The 18,437-nt window shown below is 62.0% G+C and carries 17 protein-coding genes; 7 read left to right on the top strand and 10 right to left on the bottom strand.

The genetic code is table 11. The annotated features are described in order from the left end of the window. Positions 1-49 precede the first annotated feature (49 nt). Entirely contained in the window at positions 50-784 is a 735-nt protein-coding gene (locus tag AB5Y89_RS03620; protein WP_010675251.1) for an ABC transporter substrate-binding protein, read from the top strand. A gap of 233 nt (positions 785-1,017) precedes the next feature. Then, positions 1,018-1,413 (top strand): nucleoside diphosphate kinase regulator, encoded by a 396-nt coding sequence (rnk, locus tag AB5Y89_RS03615; RefSeq protein ID WP_010675253.1) that lies wholly within the window; start codon positions 1,018-1,020, stop codon positions 1,411-1,413. A gap of 108 nt (positions 1,414-1,521) precedes the next feature. On the opposite strand, the gene AB5Y89_RS03610 is transcribed toward rnk, so the two are convergent. Beyond that, positions 1,522-2,649 carry a GGDEF domain-containing protein gene (locus AB5Y89_RS03610; RefSeq protein WP_010675254.1) on the bottom strand — a complete coding sequence of 376 codons (1,128 nt, stop codon included), beginning with the start codon at positions 2,647-2,649 and terminating at the stop codon, positions 1,522-1,524. Positions 2,650-3,110: 461 nt separating this feature from the next. Here AB5Y89_RS03610 and AB5Y89_RS03605 point away from each other — a divergent pair, with 461 nt between their 5' ends. From AB5Y89_RS03605 to AB5Y89_RS03585, 5 genes are all read left to right on the top strand, one after another. Beyond that, positions 3,111-3,899, top strand: a complete 789-nt coding sequence (locus AB5Y89_RS03605; RefSeq protein WP_010675255.1) for a transporter substrate-binding domain-containing protein — start codon at positions 3,111-3,113, stop codon at positions 3,897-3,899. A gap of 99 nt (positions 3,900-3,998) precedes the next feature. After that, a complete protein-coding gene (locus AB5Y89_RS03600) occupies positions 3,999-4,943 on the top strand; it encodes an amino acid ABC transporter permease (protein ID WP_041201654.1) in 945 nt (314 codons plus the stop codon). Beyond that, positions 4,927-5,049, top strand: coding sequence for a hypothetical protein (locus AB5Y89_RS03595; RefSeq protein WP_268841653.1), 123 nt, complete (start codon positions 4,927-4,929; stop codon positions 5,047-5,049). The genes AB5Y89_RS03600 and AB5Y89_RS03595 overlap by 17 nt, the downstream gene beginning before the upstream one ends. Continuing rightward, entirely contained in the window at positions 5,033-5,776 is a 744-nt protein-coding gene (locus AB5Y89_RS03590) for an amino acid ABC transporter ATP-binding protein (RefSeq protein ID WP_041213147.1), read from the top strand. Before AB5Y89_RS03595 ends, AB5Y89_RS03590 begins: the two co-directional genes overlap by 17 nt. A gap of 199 nt (positions 5,777-5,975) precedes the next feature. Beyond that, positions 5,976-6,815, top strand: coding sequence for a sterol desaturase family protein (locus tag AB5Y89_RS03585; RefSeq protein WP_029314750.1), 840 nt, complete (start codon positions 5,976-5,978; stop codon positions 6,813-6,815). A gap of 67 nt (positions 6,816-6,882) precedes the next feature. Here AB5Y89_RS03585 and AB5Y89_RS03580 read toward each other — a convergent pair whose 3' ends face one another. From AB5Y89_RS03580 to tadA, 9 genes are all read right to left on the bottom strand, one after another. Then, positions 6,883-8,292 (bottom strand): basic amino acid/polyamine antiporter, encoded by a 1,410-nt coding sequence (locus AB5Y89_RS03580; protein WP_324028801.1) that lies wholly within the window; start codon positions 8,290-8,292, stop codon positions 6,883-6,885. 9 nt (positions 8,293-8,301) lie between these two features. Beyond that, entirely contained in the window at positions 8,302-9,204 is a 903-nt protein-coding gene (locus tag AB5Y89_RS03575; RefSeq protein WP_042879565.1) for a homocysteine S-methyltransferase family protein, read from the bottom strand. Between the two features lie 294 nt (positions 9,205-9,498). Beyond that, positions 9,499-10,041, bottom strand: coding sequence for a hypothetical protein (locus tag AB5Y89_RS03570; RefSeq protein WP_010675261.1), 543 nt, complete (start codon positions 10,039-10,041; stop codon positions 9,499-9,501). An 18-nt stretch (positions 10,042-10,059) separates the two neighbouring features. After that, positions 10,060-11,379, bottom strand: coding sequence for a hemolysin family protein (locus tag AB5Y89_RS03565; RefSeq protein ID WP_041213150.1), 1,320 nt, complete (start codon positions 11,377-11,379; stop codon positions 10,060-10,062). A 241-nt stretch (positions 11,380-11,620) separates the two neighbouring features. After that, positions 11,621-12,331: a phosphate signaling complex protein PhoU gene (gene phoU / locus AB5Y89_RS03560; RefSeq protein ID WP_029314752.1), complete on the bottom strand. Its 711-nt coding sequence runs from the start codon at positions 12,329-12,331 to the stop codon at positions 11,621-11,623. Positions 12,332-12,439: 108 nt separating this feature from the next. Further along, complete coding sequence (pstB, locus tag AB5Y89_RS03555) at positions 12,440-13,258, bottom strand: phosphate ABC transporter ATP-binding protein PstB (protein ID WP_010675264.1); 819 nt, start codon at positions 13,256-13,258, stop codon at positions 12,440-12,442. A gap of 104 nt (positions 13,259-13,362) precedes the next feature. Continuing rightward, positions 13,363-15,012, bottom strand: a complete 1,650-nt coding sequence (gene pstA / locus AB5Y89_RS03550; RefSeq protein WP_042017560.1) for a phosphate ABC transporter permease PstA — start codon at positions 15,010-15,012, stop codon at positions 13,363-13,365. Positions 15,013-15,029: 17 nt separating this feature from the next. After that, positions 15,030-17,267 carry an ABC transporter permease subunit gene (locus AB5Y89_RS03545; protein WP_045524162.1) on the bottom strand — a complete coding sequence of 746 codons (2,238 nt, stop codon included), beginning with the start codon at positions 17,265-17,267 and terminating at the stop codon, positions 15,030-15,032. Positions 17,268-17,435: 168 nt separating this feature from the next. Beyond that, entirely contained in the window at positions 17,436-17,984 is a 549-nt protein-coding gene (gene tadA, locus AB5Y89_RS03540; RefSeq protein WP_336582413.1) for a tRNA adenosine(34) deaminase TadA, read from the bottom strand. Between the last annotated feature and the right edge of the window lie 453 nt (positions 17,985-18,437).

Genomic DNA, 18,437 nt, shown 5'->3' with positions numbered 1-18,437 from the left:
GCGTAACGGGATGTTACACTCTCTGTACTCATCCCGGACCCGAACATCCATGCGCCTTGTTACTCTGCTTCTGCTGCTCTCCCCTCTGATCGTCTGCGCCTTTTCGGCCCGTGCCGTGGTCGTCGTGGCCGCGGACATTCCCCCCTATGTGATCCGCGCCCAGCAGGGTGCGCCGAGCGGCATGGCCATCGAGGTGCTGGAGGAGGCTGCCCGCCGCCTCGGGGAACCGCTCGAGATCGAGTTGATGCCGCTGGCTCGCGCCCTCAGCCAGGCCAGCCACCGCCCGGATGTCCTGTTGTTGCCCCCGGCCCGAAACCCCCAGCGCGAACCACTGTTTCTCTGGATTGCCCCCCTGCTGGAGGAGGCCTTCGTGCTGGTCAGCCATCGCCGTCACCATCCAGCGCCGCTCTCCATGAAGACACTGCCAGGCCTCACCGTTGGCGTGATGCGTGGCTCCCATAGCCAGAGCCTGATCCAGCCGCTGACAGGGGTTACCCGGGAGCTGGTCACCGAGGAGGTCAGCAACGCCAGCAAGCTGGCGCGCGGCCGCATACAGGCCTGGGCGGTGGCCTGGAACACCGCCCGTTACAACCAGCAGCGGGCGGGTCTGCCGCTCCCGGATCTGGTGCGGGGCGAGACCTTGCAGCAGAGCACCCTCTACCTGGCCGCCAGTCCCCGCTTCTCCCGCAGCGAGGCGCTGCGCTGGCGCCGGGTCATTCAGGAAATGAGGGAGGATGGCAGTCTCGCGCGCATCCTGCACCAGTACGATTACCAGGCTCCCTGATGAGACAGTCAGTCCAATTGCCAAACCACCCCAGAATGGTTATGGTATCTCCATGAAAGCAATCATGATTTTTTCCAGTACGCTCACACCCCGCTGAGCCCCCGCCCTCGCCCCGCTGCGCGAGTCGCTCGGGGGCATCGCTTTTGCTGTCTGCTTTTTACCCTTGCACCGTTTTTTGTCGACCAGTCTGCCCGTCATCCTGGTCCCTTCAGTCATTGATAAGGAAATACCCTATGAAACAGCCTCATCTCGTCATCTCCAGCCTGGATCTGGATCGCATCGAACAGCTGCTTGGCAACCACCCCCAGCACCTTGCCCTGCAAGAGGAGCTGGATCGCGCCGAGATCCGCGAACCCGCCGACATGCCGCCGGACGTGGTGACCATGAACAGCACGGTGCGCTTCAAGATGCAAAACAGCGGCAACGACTTCTGCCTGACGCTGGTCTATCCAAAGGATGTACAGGGGGACGAATCGAAGATCTCCGTGCTGGCGCCAGTGGGCAGCGCCCTGCTGGGGCTCAAGGTGGGTGACAGCATCGCCTGGCCGGGGCCGGCCGGTCGCACCATCCAGGTGGAGATCCTGGAAGTGGTCTATCAGCCGGAACGCGCGGGGGAGTTGCACCGCTGACAGGCTGCCAGGCTGCCATTCAGGTCTGATGCGACCAGGTGGCTGACTCGGTATGCCTTTGTCTGGTCGGAGCCAAGGGCCACCGGCCGGGCATGACCTGACGGGGGATCAGGCCCCCTGACAGATCCGGTTCTTGCCCTCCCGCTTGGCCTGATAGAGAGCGCGATCTGCCTGGCTGAACAGGGTGTCAAAGTGCCATTCGCGGGCGCTGGGCGCCCACCCCAGGCTGGCCGTCACCCGGACCCCCTTCAGCCCCAGCGTTTCTATCCCCTGGCGGATCTGCTCGCAGCGCGCCTGCTGGGCCAGGGGGTCCCGCTCGGGCAACAGCAGCACAAACTCCTCCCCGCCGAAGCGGCTGGCCACCAGATCCCGCTGGCCGGCAAGATAGCGACCCACCGCCTCCAGCACCCTGTCCCCGGTCTCGTGACCGTGGCGATCGTTGATCTGCTTGAAGTCGTCGAGATCCAGCACCACCAGCGCCCCCTGCCTTGCCATCGTCACGCAGTGGTCCATGAAGCCGCGCCGGTTCAGGAGGCCGGTCAGGGGATCCTGGCTGGCCTGTCGACGCAGGGCCAGGGCCCGGTACTGGGTACAGAGCAGCAGCACCCCGAAGGTCGACAGATAGTTGCCCATCAGCATGGAGAGGAAGGGGAGCACATTGACCGCATGCTGATCCATCAGGACCCGCACCTCGCCGCCGAGCAGGGCCCCCATGCGCACCAGATTGAAACCGTAGAGCAGGATGTTGACCACGGTGAACACCAGCACAGCAGGCAGATAGTCAGGGTAGCCATGGCGCCAGATGAGCCAGACAATCACCGCCCCCACCATCATGTAGCTCAGGCAGGCCAGCAGCACCCGGGGGGCCATCTTGTCGTTGAAGATGACGCTCCAGCAGAGGATCAGCAGGTAGACCAGCATGAAGAGGGTGAATGCCCGCCAGTTTGGCGGCTCCCCGAAGAAGCGCTGGATGGCGAGTGGCATCAGGGCGAGGCAGAAGGTGATGAGCAGGTTGGCCAGCCAGATCCCCGCGATATGGGGGGCAAATGCCTGCATGAAGAAGAGCGATTGCGCCGCCAGGGCACAGAGGCTGGACCACCACCAGAGCCCGAGACCGGGTATTTCCCTGTGGGTCGACCAGATGATGGAGAGGGTGATGAATCCCAGGCTGTAGCCCCCGAGGGCCATCAACATCAGGGTAAATACGTCCAGATTGAGCAGAATTGAGGCGTCCATTCCCGAACCTTCCAATGGGGATGGCTGAGTATATGGGAAGCCCATGACAAGACACAGAGGGAGCCTATGGGCCGGGCAAAAATATTTGACCGGCTCGCACGCCTCATTCCCCGTGAAGCGTGCCGGACAACGCCCTGTCTGTGCCCGGATTTTCCACCGAGACGGCCGCCGGATATTTTGCACTTGAACCGGCGCCATTAGATAGATATGTTGTTTTCATGTGGTTTTATGAGTCACCACGAGGGATAAAAGTCTCCATAACTTATTGAGTCTTCTGGCACAAACAGGTTTTGGTACATTTTTCATCCAACGAACCATTCATAGAATCTCATATGGGGCTTTTGCCCCGACCAAGACAATAATCCTGTCTTGCCTGCTGCCGGATGCAGCAGTCTCTTGTGCCATGGAGTCGCACGGGAGCAGGTTCAAGGCCGACCACATTTACGACAGAGACGTCATTTATGATCAAAAAACTCATTCTCTCTACCCTGCTGCTGTGCGGGCTGGCCAACGCCGCGCCCACTTCCACCCTGGATGCCGTGCTGGAGCGCGGTGTGCTGCGGGTCGGCTTCGATGCCGGCTATCAACCCTTCGAGATGACCAACAAGCAGGGCCAGTACATCGGCTTTGACGTGGATCTCGCCAAGATGGTCGCCAAGGAGATGGGCGTGAAGGTGGAGTTCGTCAACACCGCCTGGGACGGCATCATCCCCGCGCTCTTGACCGACAAGTTCGACGTCATCATGGGCGGCATGACCGTCACTCCCCAGCGTAACCTGCGCGTGAACTTTGCCGATCCCTACATCGTCGTCGGCCAGACCATCGTGCTTCGCAAAGACAAGGCGGGCGAAATCAAATCCTTCCAGGACCTCAACGATCCCAAATACAAGATCGCGGTCAAACTCGGCACCACCGGCGAGCAAGCGGTCAAGCGCATGATCCCCAAAGCCACCCTGCTGCAGTTTGAAACCCAGGATGACGCCAAGCTGGAAGTGATCAACGGCAAGGTGGATGCCTTCGTCTACGACCTGCCCTACAACGCCATCTTCGCGTCCCAGAACCAGGGCGCCGTGGTACACCTCGACAAGCCGTTCACCTTCGAGCCGCTGGCCTGGGCCATCCGCAAGGGAGATCAGGACACCCTCAACTGGTTCAACAACTACCTGCGCCAGATCAAGGGCGACGGCAGCTACGACCGTCTCTACAAGAAGTGGTTTGAATCCACCGCCTGGCTGAACCAGCTCAAATAACCTCTCAAAGGGGCGGCATGCCGCCCCTTCACGCAGACTCCCCACACGATAACGACAAAAGAGGTTGTGACAGTGATCAACCCCAAACTCACAAGACAGATGGAAAAACAGCCCAATCAGCTGCTCTGGCACGGGATCTTCCTGCTGCTGGTGCTGGCCGCCATTTTCGGCATCTACAAGGCCGTGCAGGCAGTGGATTACACCTGGCGCTGGGAACGCATTCCCCAGTACATCGCCTATCAGGCAGAACAGAAACACTATGCCGAGTTTGACGGCACCGTGGTCGCGGACAAGGGACAGCTCTTCCTGCAAGACGATCTCGACCCCAGCCGCCGTCAGGCCATCGCACCCAAGGGCTCCCAGCTGGCTGAAGGGGATACCGTCTTCCTCGGCGATACCCTGGATGTGCAACTGAGCTGGACCGCCGGCCCCATCGCCTGGGGCGTCTGGGTCACGGTCAAGCTCTCCCTGGTGGCGGGCATTTTCGCCATCCTGCTTGGCACCCTGGCCGGGCTCGCCCGCCTCTCCCCCAATCCGGCCCTGCGCAACCTGGCCGTGACCTATGTGGAACTCATCCGTGGCACCCCGTTGCTGGTGCAGATCTTCATCGTCTATTTCTTTATCGGCACCGTGCTGAACCTCGACCGATTCACCGCTGGTGTGGCGGCGCTCGCGGTCTTCACCGGCGCCTACGTCGCGGAAATCGTGCGCGCCGGCATCAGCTCCATTCACAAGGGGCAGATGGAAGCGGGCAGAAGCCTTGGCATGACCTCGGCCCAGACCATGCGCTACGTCATCCTGCCCCAGGCCTTCAAACGGGTGCTGCCACCGCTCGCGGGTCAGTTCATCAACCTCATCAAGGACTCCTCTCTGGTCTCCGTCATCTCCATCACGGATCTCACCAAGGCGGGGCGCGAAGTGGTCAGCTCCACCTTCAGCCCGTTCGAGGTGTGGTTCACCGTGGCCCTGCTCTATCTGGTGCTGACCGGCACTCTCTCCTTCCTGGTGCGTCGTCTGGAGGTGAAATATGCGCGCAGCAACTGATCCCGTTATCAAGGCGCCATCGGTGTCGAAACGTTCTGCCATCACCGGCACTCCCTGCCCCTTACCGGTGCGTCGTCTGGAGGTGAACTATGCGCGCAGCAACTGATCCCATCATCAAGGCGAGCGGTGTAGAGAAGTTCTACGGCACCGAGGTGCACGCCCTGAAAAACGTCAGCACCCAGGTGGCCGAAGGGGAAGTGGTGGTGATCGTGGGGCCGAGCGGCTCGGGCAAGTCCACCTTCCTGCGCACCCTCAACCAGCTGGAGACCATCAACGATGGCAATATCGTGGTCGACGGCATCAGCCTCACCGAACCCGGGGATGTCAACAAGCTGCGGGAAGAGGTGGGCATGGTGTTCCAGTCCTTCAATCTCTTCCCTCACCTGACGGTGCTGGACAACATCACCCTGGCCCCCCAGAAGGTGAGAGGGCTCTCTCGCCAGGAGGCTGAGGAGCGGGCCAAGGCCCTGCTGCTCAAGGTCGGTCTCTCCAACAAGGCCCAGAGCTACCCCTCCCAGCTCTCCGGCGGCCAGCAGCAGCGGGTGGCCATCGCCCGGGCGCTCGCCATGCAGCCGCGCATCATGCTGTTTGACGAGCCCACCAGCGCCCTCGACCCAGAAATGGTGGGAGAGGTGCTGGACGTCATGAAGGGGTTGGCCCGCGAAGGGATGACCATGGTGGTGGTGACTCACGAGATGGGCTTTGCCCGGGAAGTGGCGGACAGGGTGCTCTTCATGGAGAGCGGCGAGCTGCTGGTGGACGAGAAACCCGCCGACTTCTTCGACAATCCACCCTCCCCGCGCCTGCGCCAGTTCCTGAGCCAGGTGCTATAACCCGCGATGCACCAACACGAAGAGGGAGCCCATGGCTCCCTCTTCTATGCTTGCCTTCCCCCCAGATCATCTCCCTGGCGCATTGCTTGCCGCAGCCTTTTGCCATCGGGTTGTCACCACGCCAACGAGCAAGGATGTTAATGAAATTTTAAATTCATCCGGTATGCTGACATCCAACTGGTCCAACCGGATGGCTCACATGGATGTGCAACTGCTCCTGCTCTACCTCTCGCCTCTCTTTCTGGTCTTCATCGGCTGGGAGATGCTCTACCTGCGAAAACACGGCACCGCCTATCCCACGGCGGGCTACCAGTGGAAGGATCTCTTCGCCAATGCCACCCTGGCACTGATGCATCAGGGGGGCGATGCCCTGGCAGCCATTGCCATCGCCTATCTCTATGACACCCTCTGGGGCTGGCGACTATTCGATATCGAACTGAACCTCTGGAGCCTTTTGCTGCTCTTTCTGTTGCAGGATCTCTGCTACTGGCTGTTCCACTTCGCGAGCCACCATGTGCGCTGGCTCTGGGCCTCCCACGTGGTGCACCACAGCTCGGAGCGGCTCAACCTCTCCACCGCCTTTCGCCAGAGCCTGATGTATCCGGTCTCCGGCATGTGGCTGTTTTGGATCCCCATGATCCTCATCGGCTTCCCCCCCGAGGCGGTGGTGGCCACCGTGCTCTTGAGCCTGGGTTTTCAGTTCTTCGTCCACACCCAGGTGGTGGGCAAGCTGGGCAAACTTGAATGGATCTTCAACACCCCCTCCCACCACAGGGTGCACCACGCCAGCAACGCCAGATACATCGATCGCAACTTCGCCGGCGTGCTCATCATCTGGGATCGGCTGTTTGGCACCTTCGTGGAAGAAGACTTGGGCGAGCCGTGCCGTTTCGGCATCACCAAGCCAATCCACAGCTTCAACCCGCTCACCCTCACCTTCCACGAGTGGCGCGACATGCTGCAAGAGGCCCGTGGCCTCCCCTGGCGGCAAAAGCTCGCCGTGCTGTTTGGCAAACCGGCGGGCCCCACCAGCGGTTGACCCACCGACCAGGATAAAAAAAGAGCGCCCAGGGGCGCTCTTTTTCATGACAGGGACCCCCCCCGGGTCAGACGTGAACGAAGGACCAGACGGCGGGGATCAAGCTCAGCAGCGTCACCCCGGCCAGCAGCCGTTCGCGCCCGCTGAGCCGCTGTTCGGCGCCGAGCTGGCGACGGCTGTAGAGAAACAGCAGCAGACCCGGCCCGTAGAGCAGAAGCGACAGCAGCAGGTACTCCACCCCGGCGGCGTAGAGCAGCCAGAAACCATAACCGCTCGACATCAGCGCCACCACCCGCATCAGGCCGCGGCCCTGCCCCCCCTTGCCACTGAAGACCAGCTTGAGCAAGAAGAGGCCGATGAGCAGGTAGGGCACCAGGATCATGGAGGTGGAGATGAGCAGCAGGTTGGTGTACCCCTTGCCAAGCAGCCACACCAGCAGCAAGCAGCCCTGCACGGTCAGGCTGGTGAGCCAGAGCGAGGCGATGGGGGTGCCGTTGCGGTTCTCGCGCCGGAAGATGGCCGGGAAGGCCCCGTGACGCGCCGCGCTGAACGGCACCTCGGCCGAGAAGAGGGTCCAGCTCACGTAGGAGGCGAGCACCGACACGATGAGGCCGGCGCTGATGAGCAGCTTGCCCCAGGAACCCGTCATCTGGGCCATCAGTCCCGCCATGGAGGGGTTGGGCAGGGCCGCAAGCTCCGGGCGGCTCAATATTCCGAGCGCCAGCACCGAGATGAGCACATAGAGCAGCAGCGCCAGCACCACACCGAGCACGGTGGCGGTGCCCACGTCCCGCTTGTTTCTCGCCCGGGCCGAGAGCACTGCTGCCCCTTCGATGCCGGTGAAGACCCAGAGGGTGATGAGCATGGTGTTGCGCACCTGCTCGGAGACCGGTACCGCCAGGGTGCTGCCCTCCTGATCCGCCGCAAAGGTGACCGGATCGAACCAGTAGCAGGCGAACAGGATGAACAGCAGCAGCGGCAGGCTCTTGGCCAGGGTCGCCACCAGATTGAACAGGGCCGCCTGCTGCACGCCGCGGGCCACCAGCAGGTGCACCGCCCAGAGGATGCAGGACTCGCCGATGAAGGCCGCCAGGGTGTTGCCCTCGCCAAACCAGACCCGCTCCGGCGTATCGACGAAGCTGCCCAGCGCCGCGAAGGCGATCACCAGATAACCCACCACGCCGATGGTGGCACAGAGCCAGTATCCCCAGGCGGAGAAGAACCCCACCAGCTCGCCAAAGCCGGCCCGGGCATAGCTGTAGATGCCGCCGTCGAGCTCGGGTTTGAGCCGCGACAGGTAGAGGAAGCTCATGGCCAGCGCCAGTATGCCGACCCCGGTGACGGCCCAGCCGATCAGCACGGCGCGGGCGCCCGCCACATCGGCCATGTTCTGGGGCAGGCTGAAGATGCCGGCCCCCACCATGGAGCTGAACACCAGCGCAGTGAGGGACCAGAGCCCGATCTTGCTCTCTTTCATGGGCGCTCCTTAACGCAGCCGGCTGGCCAGCGCCTCGATGTGTTCCGGGCCGATGCCGCAGCAGCCGCCGATGAGGTTTGCCCCGGCTCTGCGCCAGCGCTCAGCCCAGCCGAGGTAATCCAGCGGCCCCAGATCGCCACGGATCTCGTCCAGACCGTCATTGGCAGTCGCCTCCTTGGGCTGGGGCGGGAAGGCGTTGGCATAGGCGCCGAGGCGAACGTCGGTGCGCCCCTGAACCTGCAACGCGGCGACGGCCACCTTGAGCGCCCCTTCAATCACCTCGGGCTGGCAGCAGTTGAACAGGATGGCATCCACCCCGGCCGACGCCAACGCGGTCACGGCATCCGCCACCCGCTCGCCGGAGCGCAGGGTGGGCTCGCTGCCCGGCGCCTCGTCTTCCAGAGTAAAGGAGACCCAGAACGGCTTGCCGTCCTGTGGCAACAGGGCCTTGAGGGCCAGGGGCTCGGCGATGAGGCTCATGGTCTCCGCCAGCCAGAGATCCACATGGGGTGACAGGGCCCGGATAAGCGGTGTCGCCAGCTCGCTCACCCGCTCGGCTTGATAGAGGTCCGCACGATAGGAGCCAAAGAGCGGCGGCAATGAGCCGGCCACCTTGACGGCTCCCCCCTGTTCGTCGGCCACGTCTCGGGCCAGTTGCCCGGCCAGAGCCGCAAGTGCCTCCCCTTGGGCGGCAAAGCGCGCCTCGCCGATATGGAAGGGCACCAGGGCATAGCTGTTGGTGGTGATCACCCGGGCACCGCTCGTCGCATAGGCCTGGTGTACCTCGCGCACCGTCTCGGGCGCTTCCATCAACGCCAGCGCCGACCACTCCGGTTGACGGAACGGCGCACCACGCCGCGCCAGTTCACGGCCCATACCGCCATCGAGTACCCACAAATCCTGCTTGTCCATCTCTGTCTCTCTGCGTCTCCCCGCCATGACGGGTGTTTATTGTGTGAAACCACATCAAGCCATCAAAACATCTAGACGGCTAGAAATCCCAAATATCATGACCCAAAGTAGAACAAGAGGCAATCGGGGGCTACGAACAAATCCGGGCAAGCTCAGGATGATAGCGGCAAAGGGAAGTCTCCCCGGCACAGGCATCACCTGGCCAGGCACTGAAACGACAAGAGGCCACCCCGGGGGGTGGCCTCTTGTGAAACAGGGGATCAAGGCGGGCACAGCCGCCGATAACCAGGGGGCTCAGCGCCCGGCCAGCACCCGCTTGGTCTGCTTGACCCAGTCGGAGACCCGGCCCTGATGGGGATAGCCCTGCCAGATCTGCTCCCACTGGGCGGGGCTGAGGGGGCGGCCCAGCCGACGCTGCACCCCGGCATAGAGGTAGTCGTGGGCCGTGGTGCGTGCCTGGGCCGAGGTGAGGAACTTGGCAACAGGGTCAGTGAGACGCACGTCCCGCATGCCGAGCAGCGGATAGTCGCTGTGCACCGCCGCCAGCATGGTCTCGCGCATGGCGGATTCGATGTAACCCCGGGCAAACAGGGCGGTGACCGATTCAAGCGACCCTTGATCCGGGCCGTGATACTCCTCGTCGAACACCGGGCTGGGCTCTGCCACGGCGCTTTGCACCACCGCATCGGGATCCTGCTGTGGGACCACCACGGCAGGCTCGGGGGTAACGGGTTTGGCAGGCGTAACCGGCTTGCGCGGTGCGCTCTGGCTGCAGGCACCCAGTGCCAGGGCGAGCGCCACACAGGCCAGCGCACGGGAATGAGTCTTCATCTTCATGATTGCTAACGAACTCCTTTAGGATTCCTGAGCGGGCTTCTCATTGCTCGCAGGTTCTACCCGGGTGACCAGCAACTGGTCAATCTTGTAACTGTCGATGTCCACCACTTCGAACTTGTAACCGGCATATTTGACCGAGTCGGTGCGCTTGGGGATCTTGCGCAGCATGTACATGATGAAACCGGCGATGGTCTCGTAGTTCTGGTTTTCCGGGAACTCCTCGATGTCGAAGGCGCGCATCACGTCGGAGATGGGGGTCACCCCGTCCACCAGCCAGGAGTTCTCGTCCCGCTGGACGATCTGCTCTTCCACCACGTGGGTGGCCCACTCCCCCATGACGGTGCTCATCAGGTCATTCATGGTGACGATGCCCACCACCAGGGCGTATTCGTTCATCACCACCGCAAAATCGCCGCGATGGTTCTTGAAGTACTCCATTGCCTCGTAGAGGTTGAGGGTGTCGGGAATGATGATGACGTTCTGCACCAGGGAGCCGCTGTTGAGATCGATGCTCTGGCCGCTGATGACGCGGATCAGCAGCTCCTTGGCATCCACGAACCCCTTGATGCTGTCGAGGTTGTGGTCGCACACCAGGAACTTGTTGTGGGGGTGCTCGGCGATCTTCGCCTTGATGCTCTCCTCCCCCTCTTGCAGGGTGAAGTAGATGAGGCTCTCGCGCGCAGTCATGGCGGAAGTGACACCCAGAGACTGGAGCTCGAACACGTTCTCGATGAGCTGGTGCTCCTCGCGCTGGATGACACCGGCTTCGGCACCTGCATCCATCACCGCATAAATATCGTCGGAGGTGATCTCGTCGTTGCGCACCATGGAGATGCGCATCAGCCGGAACAGGCCGTTGGCCATGCCGTTGAACAGCCACACCAACGGCATCAGCAAGGTGACGCACAGCATCATGGGACGCACCACCACCACGGCGATCCGCTCGGGCATGGTCATGGCAAGGCGCTTGGGCATCAGGTCCGCTATCAGGATGAACATGCCAGTGACGAAGACGAACGAGGCCGCGGAGCTAATCTGGCCGAGCCAGGGCCCCTGGTAGAAGCCGGCAATCAGCTCCCTGATGGCGGGATTGAGGGCGGATTCCCCCAGGATACCGCCGAGGATGGCGACGGTATTGAGGCCTATCTGCACCACGGTAAAGAAGTTGCCCGGTTGGGCCTGCAATGCCAGCACCTTCTCGGCGTGGCGGTTGCCCTCGTCGGCCATCACCTGCAACTTGATCTTGCGGGAGGCGGCAAGGGAGATCTCGGAGAGTGAGAAGAACACGCTGCCGGCGACCAGCAGCATCAGAAAGAACAAACTATCGGCAAAACTCATGATTAACCTATTGCTACAGCCGCCTTAGCACAAGACGGCAAACTGGGCCCGGGAAACCGGACCGTGACTCCATCCGGGACTCACACAGGGGCCATATTCTAGCAGAAAAGCGCCCGCTGGGTGGCGTTATCTTGAACTGCCGTGCCATGCAATGAAAAAGGCGCTCAAAGCGCCTTTTTATTCAATCAGAGTTGGATTCCCGTCGTGCAGCCGCGACGGGAGCTCCACCCAAGGCGCCCTATCAGCCCTTGCCCAGCAGATCGCTCAGGTCATCGGCCTTGGTGTGGCGCACATCCTTGCCCTTGACGTAGTAGACGATGTACTCGCAGATGTGCTGGCAGCGATCGCCGACCCGCTCGATGGCCCGTGCCGCCCACAAGACGTTCAGCACCTGGGGGATGGTGCGCGGATCTTCCATCATGTAGGTCATCAGCTCGCGGATGATGGACTCGTACTCCCGGTCCACCTTGTCATCTTCCTTGTAGACCGCCAGGGCGGCATCCAGATCCATGCGGGCGAAAGCGTCGAGCACGTCGTGGAGCATCTTGATGGTGCGACGCCCCATGTTCTCCAGCGACACCAGCGGTGGCTGGGGTTTGTTGGCGTTGTCGGTCAGCATGCGGGCAATCTTGTCCGCCACGTCGCCAATCCGCTCCAGATCCGTGATGGTCTTGATGATGGCCATCACCAGCCGCAGGTCGGACGCGGTGGGCTGACGCTTGGCGATGATGCGGGTGCACTCCTCGTCGATCGCCACTTCCATGGCGTTGACCTTGTGGTCGTTGGCCACGATCTTGCGCGCCGCATCCAGATCCTGGCCATGGATGGCGGCGATGGCGTCAGTGAGTTGCTTCTCCACCAGCCCCCCCATCACCAGTACCTGGTTGCGCACGCTCTCAAGCTCGGCATTGAACTGACCGGAGATGTGTTTGTTGAGGTTCATATTGTCCATACCAGTAATCCTTGTTGCTCCGATTATGCCTTAGCCGTTGAACTGACTGCCAATCTGTTTGTTGATGCCCATCTTGCTCATCTTGCTCATCTCAATCACCGGCATCCCTTAGCCGTAACGACCGGTAATGTAGTCTTCGGTCTTCTTCTTGGCCGGGGTGGTGAAGATAGTGTTGGTATTCGAGTACTCGATGAGTTCCCCCATGTACATGAACGCGGTCTGATCCGAGACCCGCGCCGCCTGCTGCATGTTGTGGGTCACGATCACCACGGTGAACTGGCTCTTGAGCTCGTTGATGAGCTCCTCGATGGTGAGGGTGGAGATGGGGTCCAGCGCCGAGGTCGGTTCATCGAGCAGCAGCACTTCCGGCTCGATGGCAATGGCACGGGCAATCACCAGACGCTGCTGCTGACCGCCGGAGAGACCGAAGGCGTTGTCATGCAGACGATCCTTCACCTCCTCCCACAGGGCGGCACCGCGCAGGGAACGCTCGGCGGCCTCGTCCAGGGTACGGCGGTCATTGATGCCCTGCAGGCGCAGGCCGTAGACCACGTTCTCGTAGATGGACTTGGGGAAGGGGTTGGGGCGCTGGAACACCATGCCCACCTGACGGCGAAGGGCGGAGACATCCACGCTCTTGTCATAGATGTTGTGGCCGTGCAGCTGGATCTCCCCCTCGATGCGGCAGATCTCCACCAGATCGTTCATCCGGTTGATGCAGCGCAGCAAAGTGGACTTGCCGCAACCGGACGGGCCGATAAAGGCGGTGACCTGACCCTTGGGGATCTTCATGTTGACGTTGAACAGCGCCTGCTTGTTGCCGTAGTACAGGTTGAGATCCTTCACCTCCAGCGCAGTCTGCTCCGGGGTCAGGTTGAGCAGGTCGGTGGCGGTGTGCGGGGCCGAACTCGGTGTTACGTTGATCATCTGTTTACCTCAAATTCTCTTGGTGGCAGCGGGCAAACGTCTTGCCCGCTGCCGGAATATCTGGTTGGCAGGGAAGACCCCTGCCCGTCTCTGTAATGGCTGGATTAATGTTCCAGCGACCGGAATTTCTCGCGCAGGTGGTTACGAATACCGATCGCCGTCAGGTTGAGGCCGACGATCACCGTCACCAGCAGGAAGGAGGTGGCGTAGACCAGAGGACGCGCCGCCTCGACGTTCGGGCTCTGGAAGCCCACGTCATAGATGTGGAAGCCCAGGTGCATGAACTTGCGCTCCACGTGCAGGTACGGGAAGTTGCCGTCCATCGGCAACGTGGGAGCAAGCTTCACCACCCCCACCAGCATCAGCGGCGCCACCTCGCCCGCCGCACGGGCGATGGCCAGGATAAGGCCGGTCATGATGGCCGGGCTGGCCATGGGCAGCACGATGCGCCACAGGGTCTCGGCCTGGGTGGCACCCAGCGCCAGCGAACCCTGGCGAATGGTGCTCGGGATCCGGGCCAGCCCCTCTTCGGTGGAGACGATCACCACCGGCAGGGTCAGGATGGCCAGGGTCAGCGCCGACCAGATGACACCAGGGGAGCCGAAGGTCGGGCTCGGCAGCGCTTCCGGGTAGAAGAGGCGGTCGATGCTGCCCCCCAGGGTGTAGACGAAGAAGCCCAGACCAAACACGCCGTAGACGATGGAGGGTACCCCCGCCAGGTTGATCACCGCGATGCGGATGATCTTGGTCAGGCTGTTCTTGCCCGCGTACTCGTGCAGGTAGACCGCCGCCACCACCCCGAGCGGGGTCACGATGATGGCCATCAGGATCACCATGAAGACGGTGCCGAAGATGGCCGGGAAGACGCCACCCTCGGTGTTCGCCTCCCGAGGGTCATCGGAGACGAACTTGCCAATCTGGTGGAACCAGTGACCCACCTTGGCCATCAGGCTCATGTCGTTGGGCCAGACCACATCCAGCACCCGGGACATCGGCATGGTCACCAGCTCGCCGCGCATGTCCTTGACGGTGATGCTGTCTCTGTCCGCCTGGGTACGCAGGGAGAAGAGCTCTTTCTCCAGCACCTGGTAACGGTCGTTGAGGGCCTGACGCTCGCTCGCCAGCTCGGCTTTAAGCTGATCGGTCAGCTTGTCATCCAGCTCGGCCTTGCGCTCTTTCAGGCGCAGGCGCTCCAGCTGATAGTTGATGCTGCCGATGGCCCCTTTTTGCAGGTCGTTGGCTTGGCTTGAGAGGCCGTTGGCACGGGCCAACACCCGCTGCAAGGCGGGATGCAGATCCGTGGTCAGCTCCTGGCCATCTTCCTTCACCGAGGTGATGTAACCATAGAAGTTGCCGTTGGTGGCGCGTTCCACCATGGCGAGCTCCGCCGGCTGGGTGCGCGATTTGATATCGGTCTCCAGCACCCAGCGAAAATCGAGGTCCACGAACTCCCGGTTGCCGGTCTTGACCAGATAACGGGTAATCTCTTCGCGATCCTCCCCTTCCAGCGCCTGGCCTGCGGCGCGCAGGCGCTCCACCGGCACCAGCTCCCGGTCGTTAATCTCGCCAATCAGGACGCTCTTGTTGCCGCTTGCATCTTCAAGTTGCCACTCATAGATGGGATGGGGCCAGAAATAGACCAGACCACGCCAGCCAATCAGCAACAACAGACCCAGTACGGCCACCAGACTCAGGCTGACGGCGCCCCCCGTCATCCAGATCCAGGGGGCCCCCGATTTAAACCACTTACCCATTGTCGATTCCTTAGTCCTTACAGAGAGCTGTACTTTTCACGCAACCGCTGGCGGACGAATTCGGCCAGGGTATTGAACAAGAAGGTGAACACAAACAGCACGAAGGCGGCGAGGAAGAGCACCCGGTAGTGGGAGCTGCCCACTTCCGATTCCGGCATCTCCACCGCGATGTTCGCCGCCAGGGTCCGCAGCCCCTGGAACATGGAAAAGTCCATGATGGGGGTGTTGCCGGTGGCCATCAGCACGATCATGGTCTCGCCCACGGCGCGGCCAAGGCCCATCATCACCGCCGAGAAGATGCCTGGGCTCGCGGTGAGGATCACCACCCGGCTCAGGGTCTGCCACGGGGTCGCCCCCAGCGCAAGCGAGCCCTGGGTCAGGTGCTTGGGCACCGAGAAGACCGCGTCTTCGGCGATGGAGAAGATGGTGGGGATGACCGCAAAGCCCATGGCGATACCGACCACCAGTGAGTTGCGCTGGTCAAACTTGATGCCCATGTCGTGGGTCAGCCAGATGCGCGAATCACCGTGCATGAAGGCGTTCTCGATGATGGGACTCAAGGCGAAGGCGCCCCATCCGATGAACAGCAGCACAGGGATAAGCAGAATGGCGTGCCAGCCTTCCGGCAGCCAGGTGCGGCCGCGCTCCGGCAGATAGTTCCACACCAGGGCGGTGAGCAGCATACCCATGGGCAGCAGGATCAGCAGCAGGATCACCCCGGGCAGGGCCCCTTCGATGATGGGAGCGAGCCACAGACCCGCCAGGAAGCCGAGGATGACGGTCGGCAACGCCGCCATGATCTCCACCGTCGGCTTGACGTATTTGCGCAGCCCCGCCGACATGAAGTAGGCGGTATAGATGGCGCCGGCGACACCCAGGGGCACCGCGAACACCATGGCATAGAAGGAGGCTTTCAAGGTACCGAACACCAGGGGCACCAGGCTCAGCTTGGCTTCGAAGTCGTTGCTGGCGGAGGTGGACTGCCACACGTACTGGGGCTCGGGATAGCCTTCATACCACACCTGTTGCCAGAGGGCAGACCAGGTTACCTCGGGGTGATCGTTCTCGACGTCAAAGACCTTGAAGTCATCCCCCTGCTGGGTCAACAGCAGGTTGTGGCGAGGAGAGATGGCAACGGCAGCCAGGTTGCCCCCGTCAACCTTCTCGCCAAGCAGCTTGGCTTCGCCGGTGGCATGGAAGAAGTTGATGGTGCCGTCGCTGCCTGCGCTGATGAAGCCCTTGCGAAAGTGCTCGGGGGTCAGCAGGGCGACCGGCGCGTCACTCTTGAAGTCACGGATCTGGGTGAACTGGCGCTTGCCATCCTTTGCCACCTCGAACCACTGGGAGATGACGCCGTTGTCGTTGCCCACCAGCAGGGAGGACGCACCGGAGAGCAGGGCCACCTGGGTCACGCTGGCATTGGGGGCGTTGATCTCCATGACATTGCGCAGGGAAATGTCGCTCAGGTTGTGGATGTCATAGACCGACAGGCGGTTACCCTCGCGCACGAACAACAGGCGCAGGTTCGGGGTCAGCAGCATCTGGTCAACATGGCGTGGCAGGGACGGAATGGTGTAGGTCTGGTTGCTCCACTCGATTTCGCCGGAGAGGAAATTCTCCTCGCCGCTCATCACCATCAGCACACCACGACCATCTTCGGTCACGGCCGCGGTCGCCATCTTGTCCTTGGTCGCCTCGAAGACCATGCGCGTCAGCGCCTTGCCCTGGGGATCGATCACCACGGGAGTCTCGCCGAAGGGATATTGCAGGCTGGGCTCGATGACGCGCACGTCATTGGGATAGGAGATCTTGAAATAGGGTTGCACCACCTGGGCCTTGCCGTCGGCAAACCCATAGGCGATGAGTTTCTGGCCCGGCGCAGGCGGCGCGACCGCCGTGATCTCGCCGTTCACCTGCGCCTCGCCAATCACCTGTCCGGTCTTGATCTTGCCATCCGGTTGCACGGCAAAGAACTTGACCTTCCCCAGGTCGCTGAAGCGGTAACCTATCTCGTTTTGCTCCTCGACCCCGAGCCAGGCGGTCTTGCCCTTGATGGGCAGGGTGAAGGAAGCGGTGCTCTCCATGCTGGCGCCATTGAAGATGGGCTTCACCACATAAAGCAGGTAGAAGAAGATAAGCAACAGCGCCACCAGCACCAGGGCTCCCCCTGTGGTGACGCCATATTTGGCCAATTTATCCTTGATCCGGCGTTTTCGACTGCCCGCCATGACCAGATTTAACGATTCCGATGACATGCAAGACCTCAATGTGAGCTAGGCTTGGCGGCATTATATGGCGGATGCATGACAGTTTTGTTACATCAACAGCGGCAAAGAGCGCGGGCTTCATCGCAGGGGTGGCAGTTGATATTCGGTGGGAAGCAGGCCGCCGGTCTGGCAGTGAAATAAAAGCAAACGGGGCCATCAGGCCCCGCAGTCATCTTGAGGAAGCGCCTCTTTCGCGGCGAGTCTGGCCGCCTTCTTCTCGGCGCGGCGCCGTTTGAAGAAATCCGACAGCTGGGCCGAGCAGGCGTCGGCGAGCACCTCCCCCGTCAGTGCCACCTGGTGGTTGTGGCGAGGATCCAGCAGGATGTCGAACACAGACCCTGCCGCCCCCGTCTTCAAATCCCGGGCACCATAGACCACCCGCTTGACCCGGCTGTGGATGAGGGCGCCGGCACACATGCAGCAGGGCTCCAGCGTCACATAGAGGGTGGTGTCGAGCAGGCGATAGTTTTCAAGCTGCTTGCCCGCTTCCCGAAGCGCCATCACCTCGGCATGGGCGCAGGCGTCGTGCTCGCTGATGGAGCGATTCCACCCCTCTGCCACTATCTTGTCCCCCAGCACCAGCACGGCGCCTACCGGGATCTCGCCTATCCCCTCCGCCCTGGCGGCCAGGGCCATGGCATGGCGCATCCAGCGTTCGTCCTGCTCGCGCTGGCTGATCTGTGCTGCAACTTCAGATGGTTTCACGCCCTGATCCTCTCGTCGATATGATGTCGGCTTGCCTGGCCCCTGCACGGCATCGGCCGCGCACTCCCGGATTGCTGCGTCCCGGCCCTGGGCACACCGGGCCCCTTCCCCCTCGCGCTGACCGGTAGCCGGTAGCCCACGGCAGAAGATGCTGTCAATGAAAGAGAGGCCAAAGGCCCCGGCGACATCGGAACGCCCCGAGTTGGGTGTTCGCCACCCTGTGTCCGCCTAAGGGGGCGGCGATTATGCCAAAACTCCGGCCAGGGCCCAAGTTGCATCTTGGCTGAACAATAAAGAAGCAGTCGGCATCTCCCTGATAAAAAAGGAGTTGCGCCCGCCAAATCATCCGATTAGACTTCCTCCCCGTCAGCCGAGCTGACTCCGTCGGTGTGTAGCGCAGCCAGGTAGCGCATCTGCATGGGGTGTAGAGGGTCGGAGGTTCGAATCCTCTCA

The organism is Aeromonas sp. s4 (genome assembly GCF_040907855.1).
Classification (GTDB): Bacteria; Pseudomonadota; Gammaproteobacteria; order Enterobacterales; family Aeromonadaceae; genus Aeromonas; species Aeromonas caviae.
This window is presented reverse-complemented; position numbering and strand designations above follow the sequence as displayed.

Excerpts from the sequence above, each read along its gene's own strand:
- rnk (WP_010675253.1), top strand. The coding sequence starts at position 1,018 with ATGAAACAGCCTCATCTCGTCATCTCCAGCCTGGATCTGGATCGCATC.
- AB5Y89_RS03620 (WP_010675251.1), top strand. The coding sequence starts at position 50 with ATGCGCCTTGTTACTCTGCTTCTGCTGCTCTCCCCTCTGATCGTCTGC.
- AB5Y89_RS03565 (WP_041213150.1), bottom strand. The coding sequence starts at position 11,379 with ATGAGTTTTGCCGATAGTTTGTTCTTTCTGATGCTGCTGGTCGCCGGC.
- AB5Y89_RS03610 (WP_010675254.1), bottom strand. The coding sequence starts at position 2,649 with ATGGACGCCTCAATTCTGCTCAATCTGGACGTATTTACCCTGATGTTG.
- AB5Y89_RS03570 (WP_010675261.1), bottom strand. The coding sequence starts at position 10,041 with ATGAAGATGAAGACTCATTCCCGTGCGCTGGCCTGTGTGGCGCTCGCC.
- AB5Y89_RS03580 (WP_324028801.1), bottom strand. The coding sequence starts at position 8,292 with ATGAAAGAGAGCAAGATCGGGCTCTGGTCCCTCACTGCGCTGGTGTTC.
- pstB (WP_010675264.1), bottom strand. The coding sequence starts at position 13,258 with ATGATCAACGTAACACCGAGTTCGGCCCCGCACACCGCCACCGACCTG.
- pstA (WP_042017560.1), bottom strand. The coding sequence starts at position 15,012 with ATGGGTAAGTGGTTTAAATCGGGGGCCCCCTGGATCTGGATGACGGGG.
- AB5Y89_RS03545 (WP_045524162.1), bottom strand. The coding sequence starts at position 17,267 with ATGTCATCGGAATCGTTAAATCTGGTCATGGCGGGCAGTCGAAAACGC.
- AB5Y89_RS03575 (WP_042879565.1), bottom strand. The coding sequence starts at position 9,204 with ATGGACAAGCAGGATTTGTGGGTACTCGATGGCGGTATGGGCCGTGAA.
- AB5Y89_RS03590 (WP_041213147.1), top strand. The coding sequence starts at position 5,033 with ATGCGCGCAGCAACTGATCCCATCATCAAGGCGAGCGGTGTAGAGAAG.
- phoU (WP_029314752.1), bottom strand. The coding sequence starts at position 12,331 with ATGGACAATATGAACCTCAACAAACACATCTCCGGTCAGTTCAATGCC.
- AB5Y89_RS03605 (WP_010675255.1), top strand. The coding sequence starts at position 3,111 with ATGATCAAAAAACTCATTCTCTCTACCCTGCTGCTGTGCGGGCTGGCC.
- AB5Y89_RS03595 (WP_268841653.1), top strand. The coding sequence starts at position 4,927 with ATGCGCGCAGCAACTGATCCCGTTATCAAGGCGCCATCGGTGTCGAAA.
- AB5Y89_RS03600 (WP_041201654.1), top strand. The coding sequence starts at position 3,999 with ATGGAAAAACAGCCCAATCAGCTGCTCTGGCACGGGATCTTCCTGCTG.
- AB5Y89_RS03585 (WP_029314750.1), top strand. The coding sequence starts at position 5,976 with ATGGATGTGCAACTGCTCCTGCTCTACCTCTCGCCTCTCTTTCTGGTC.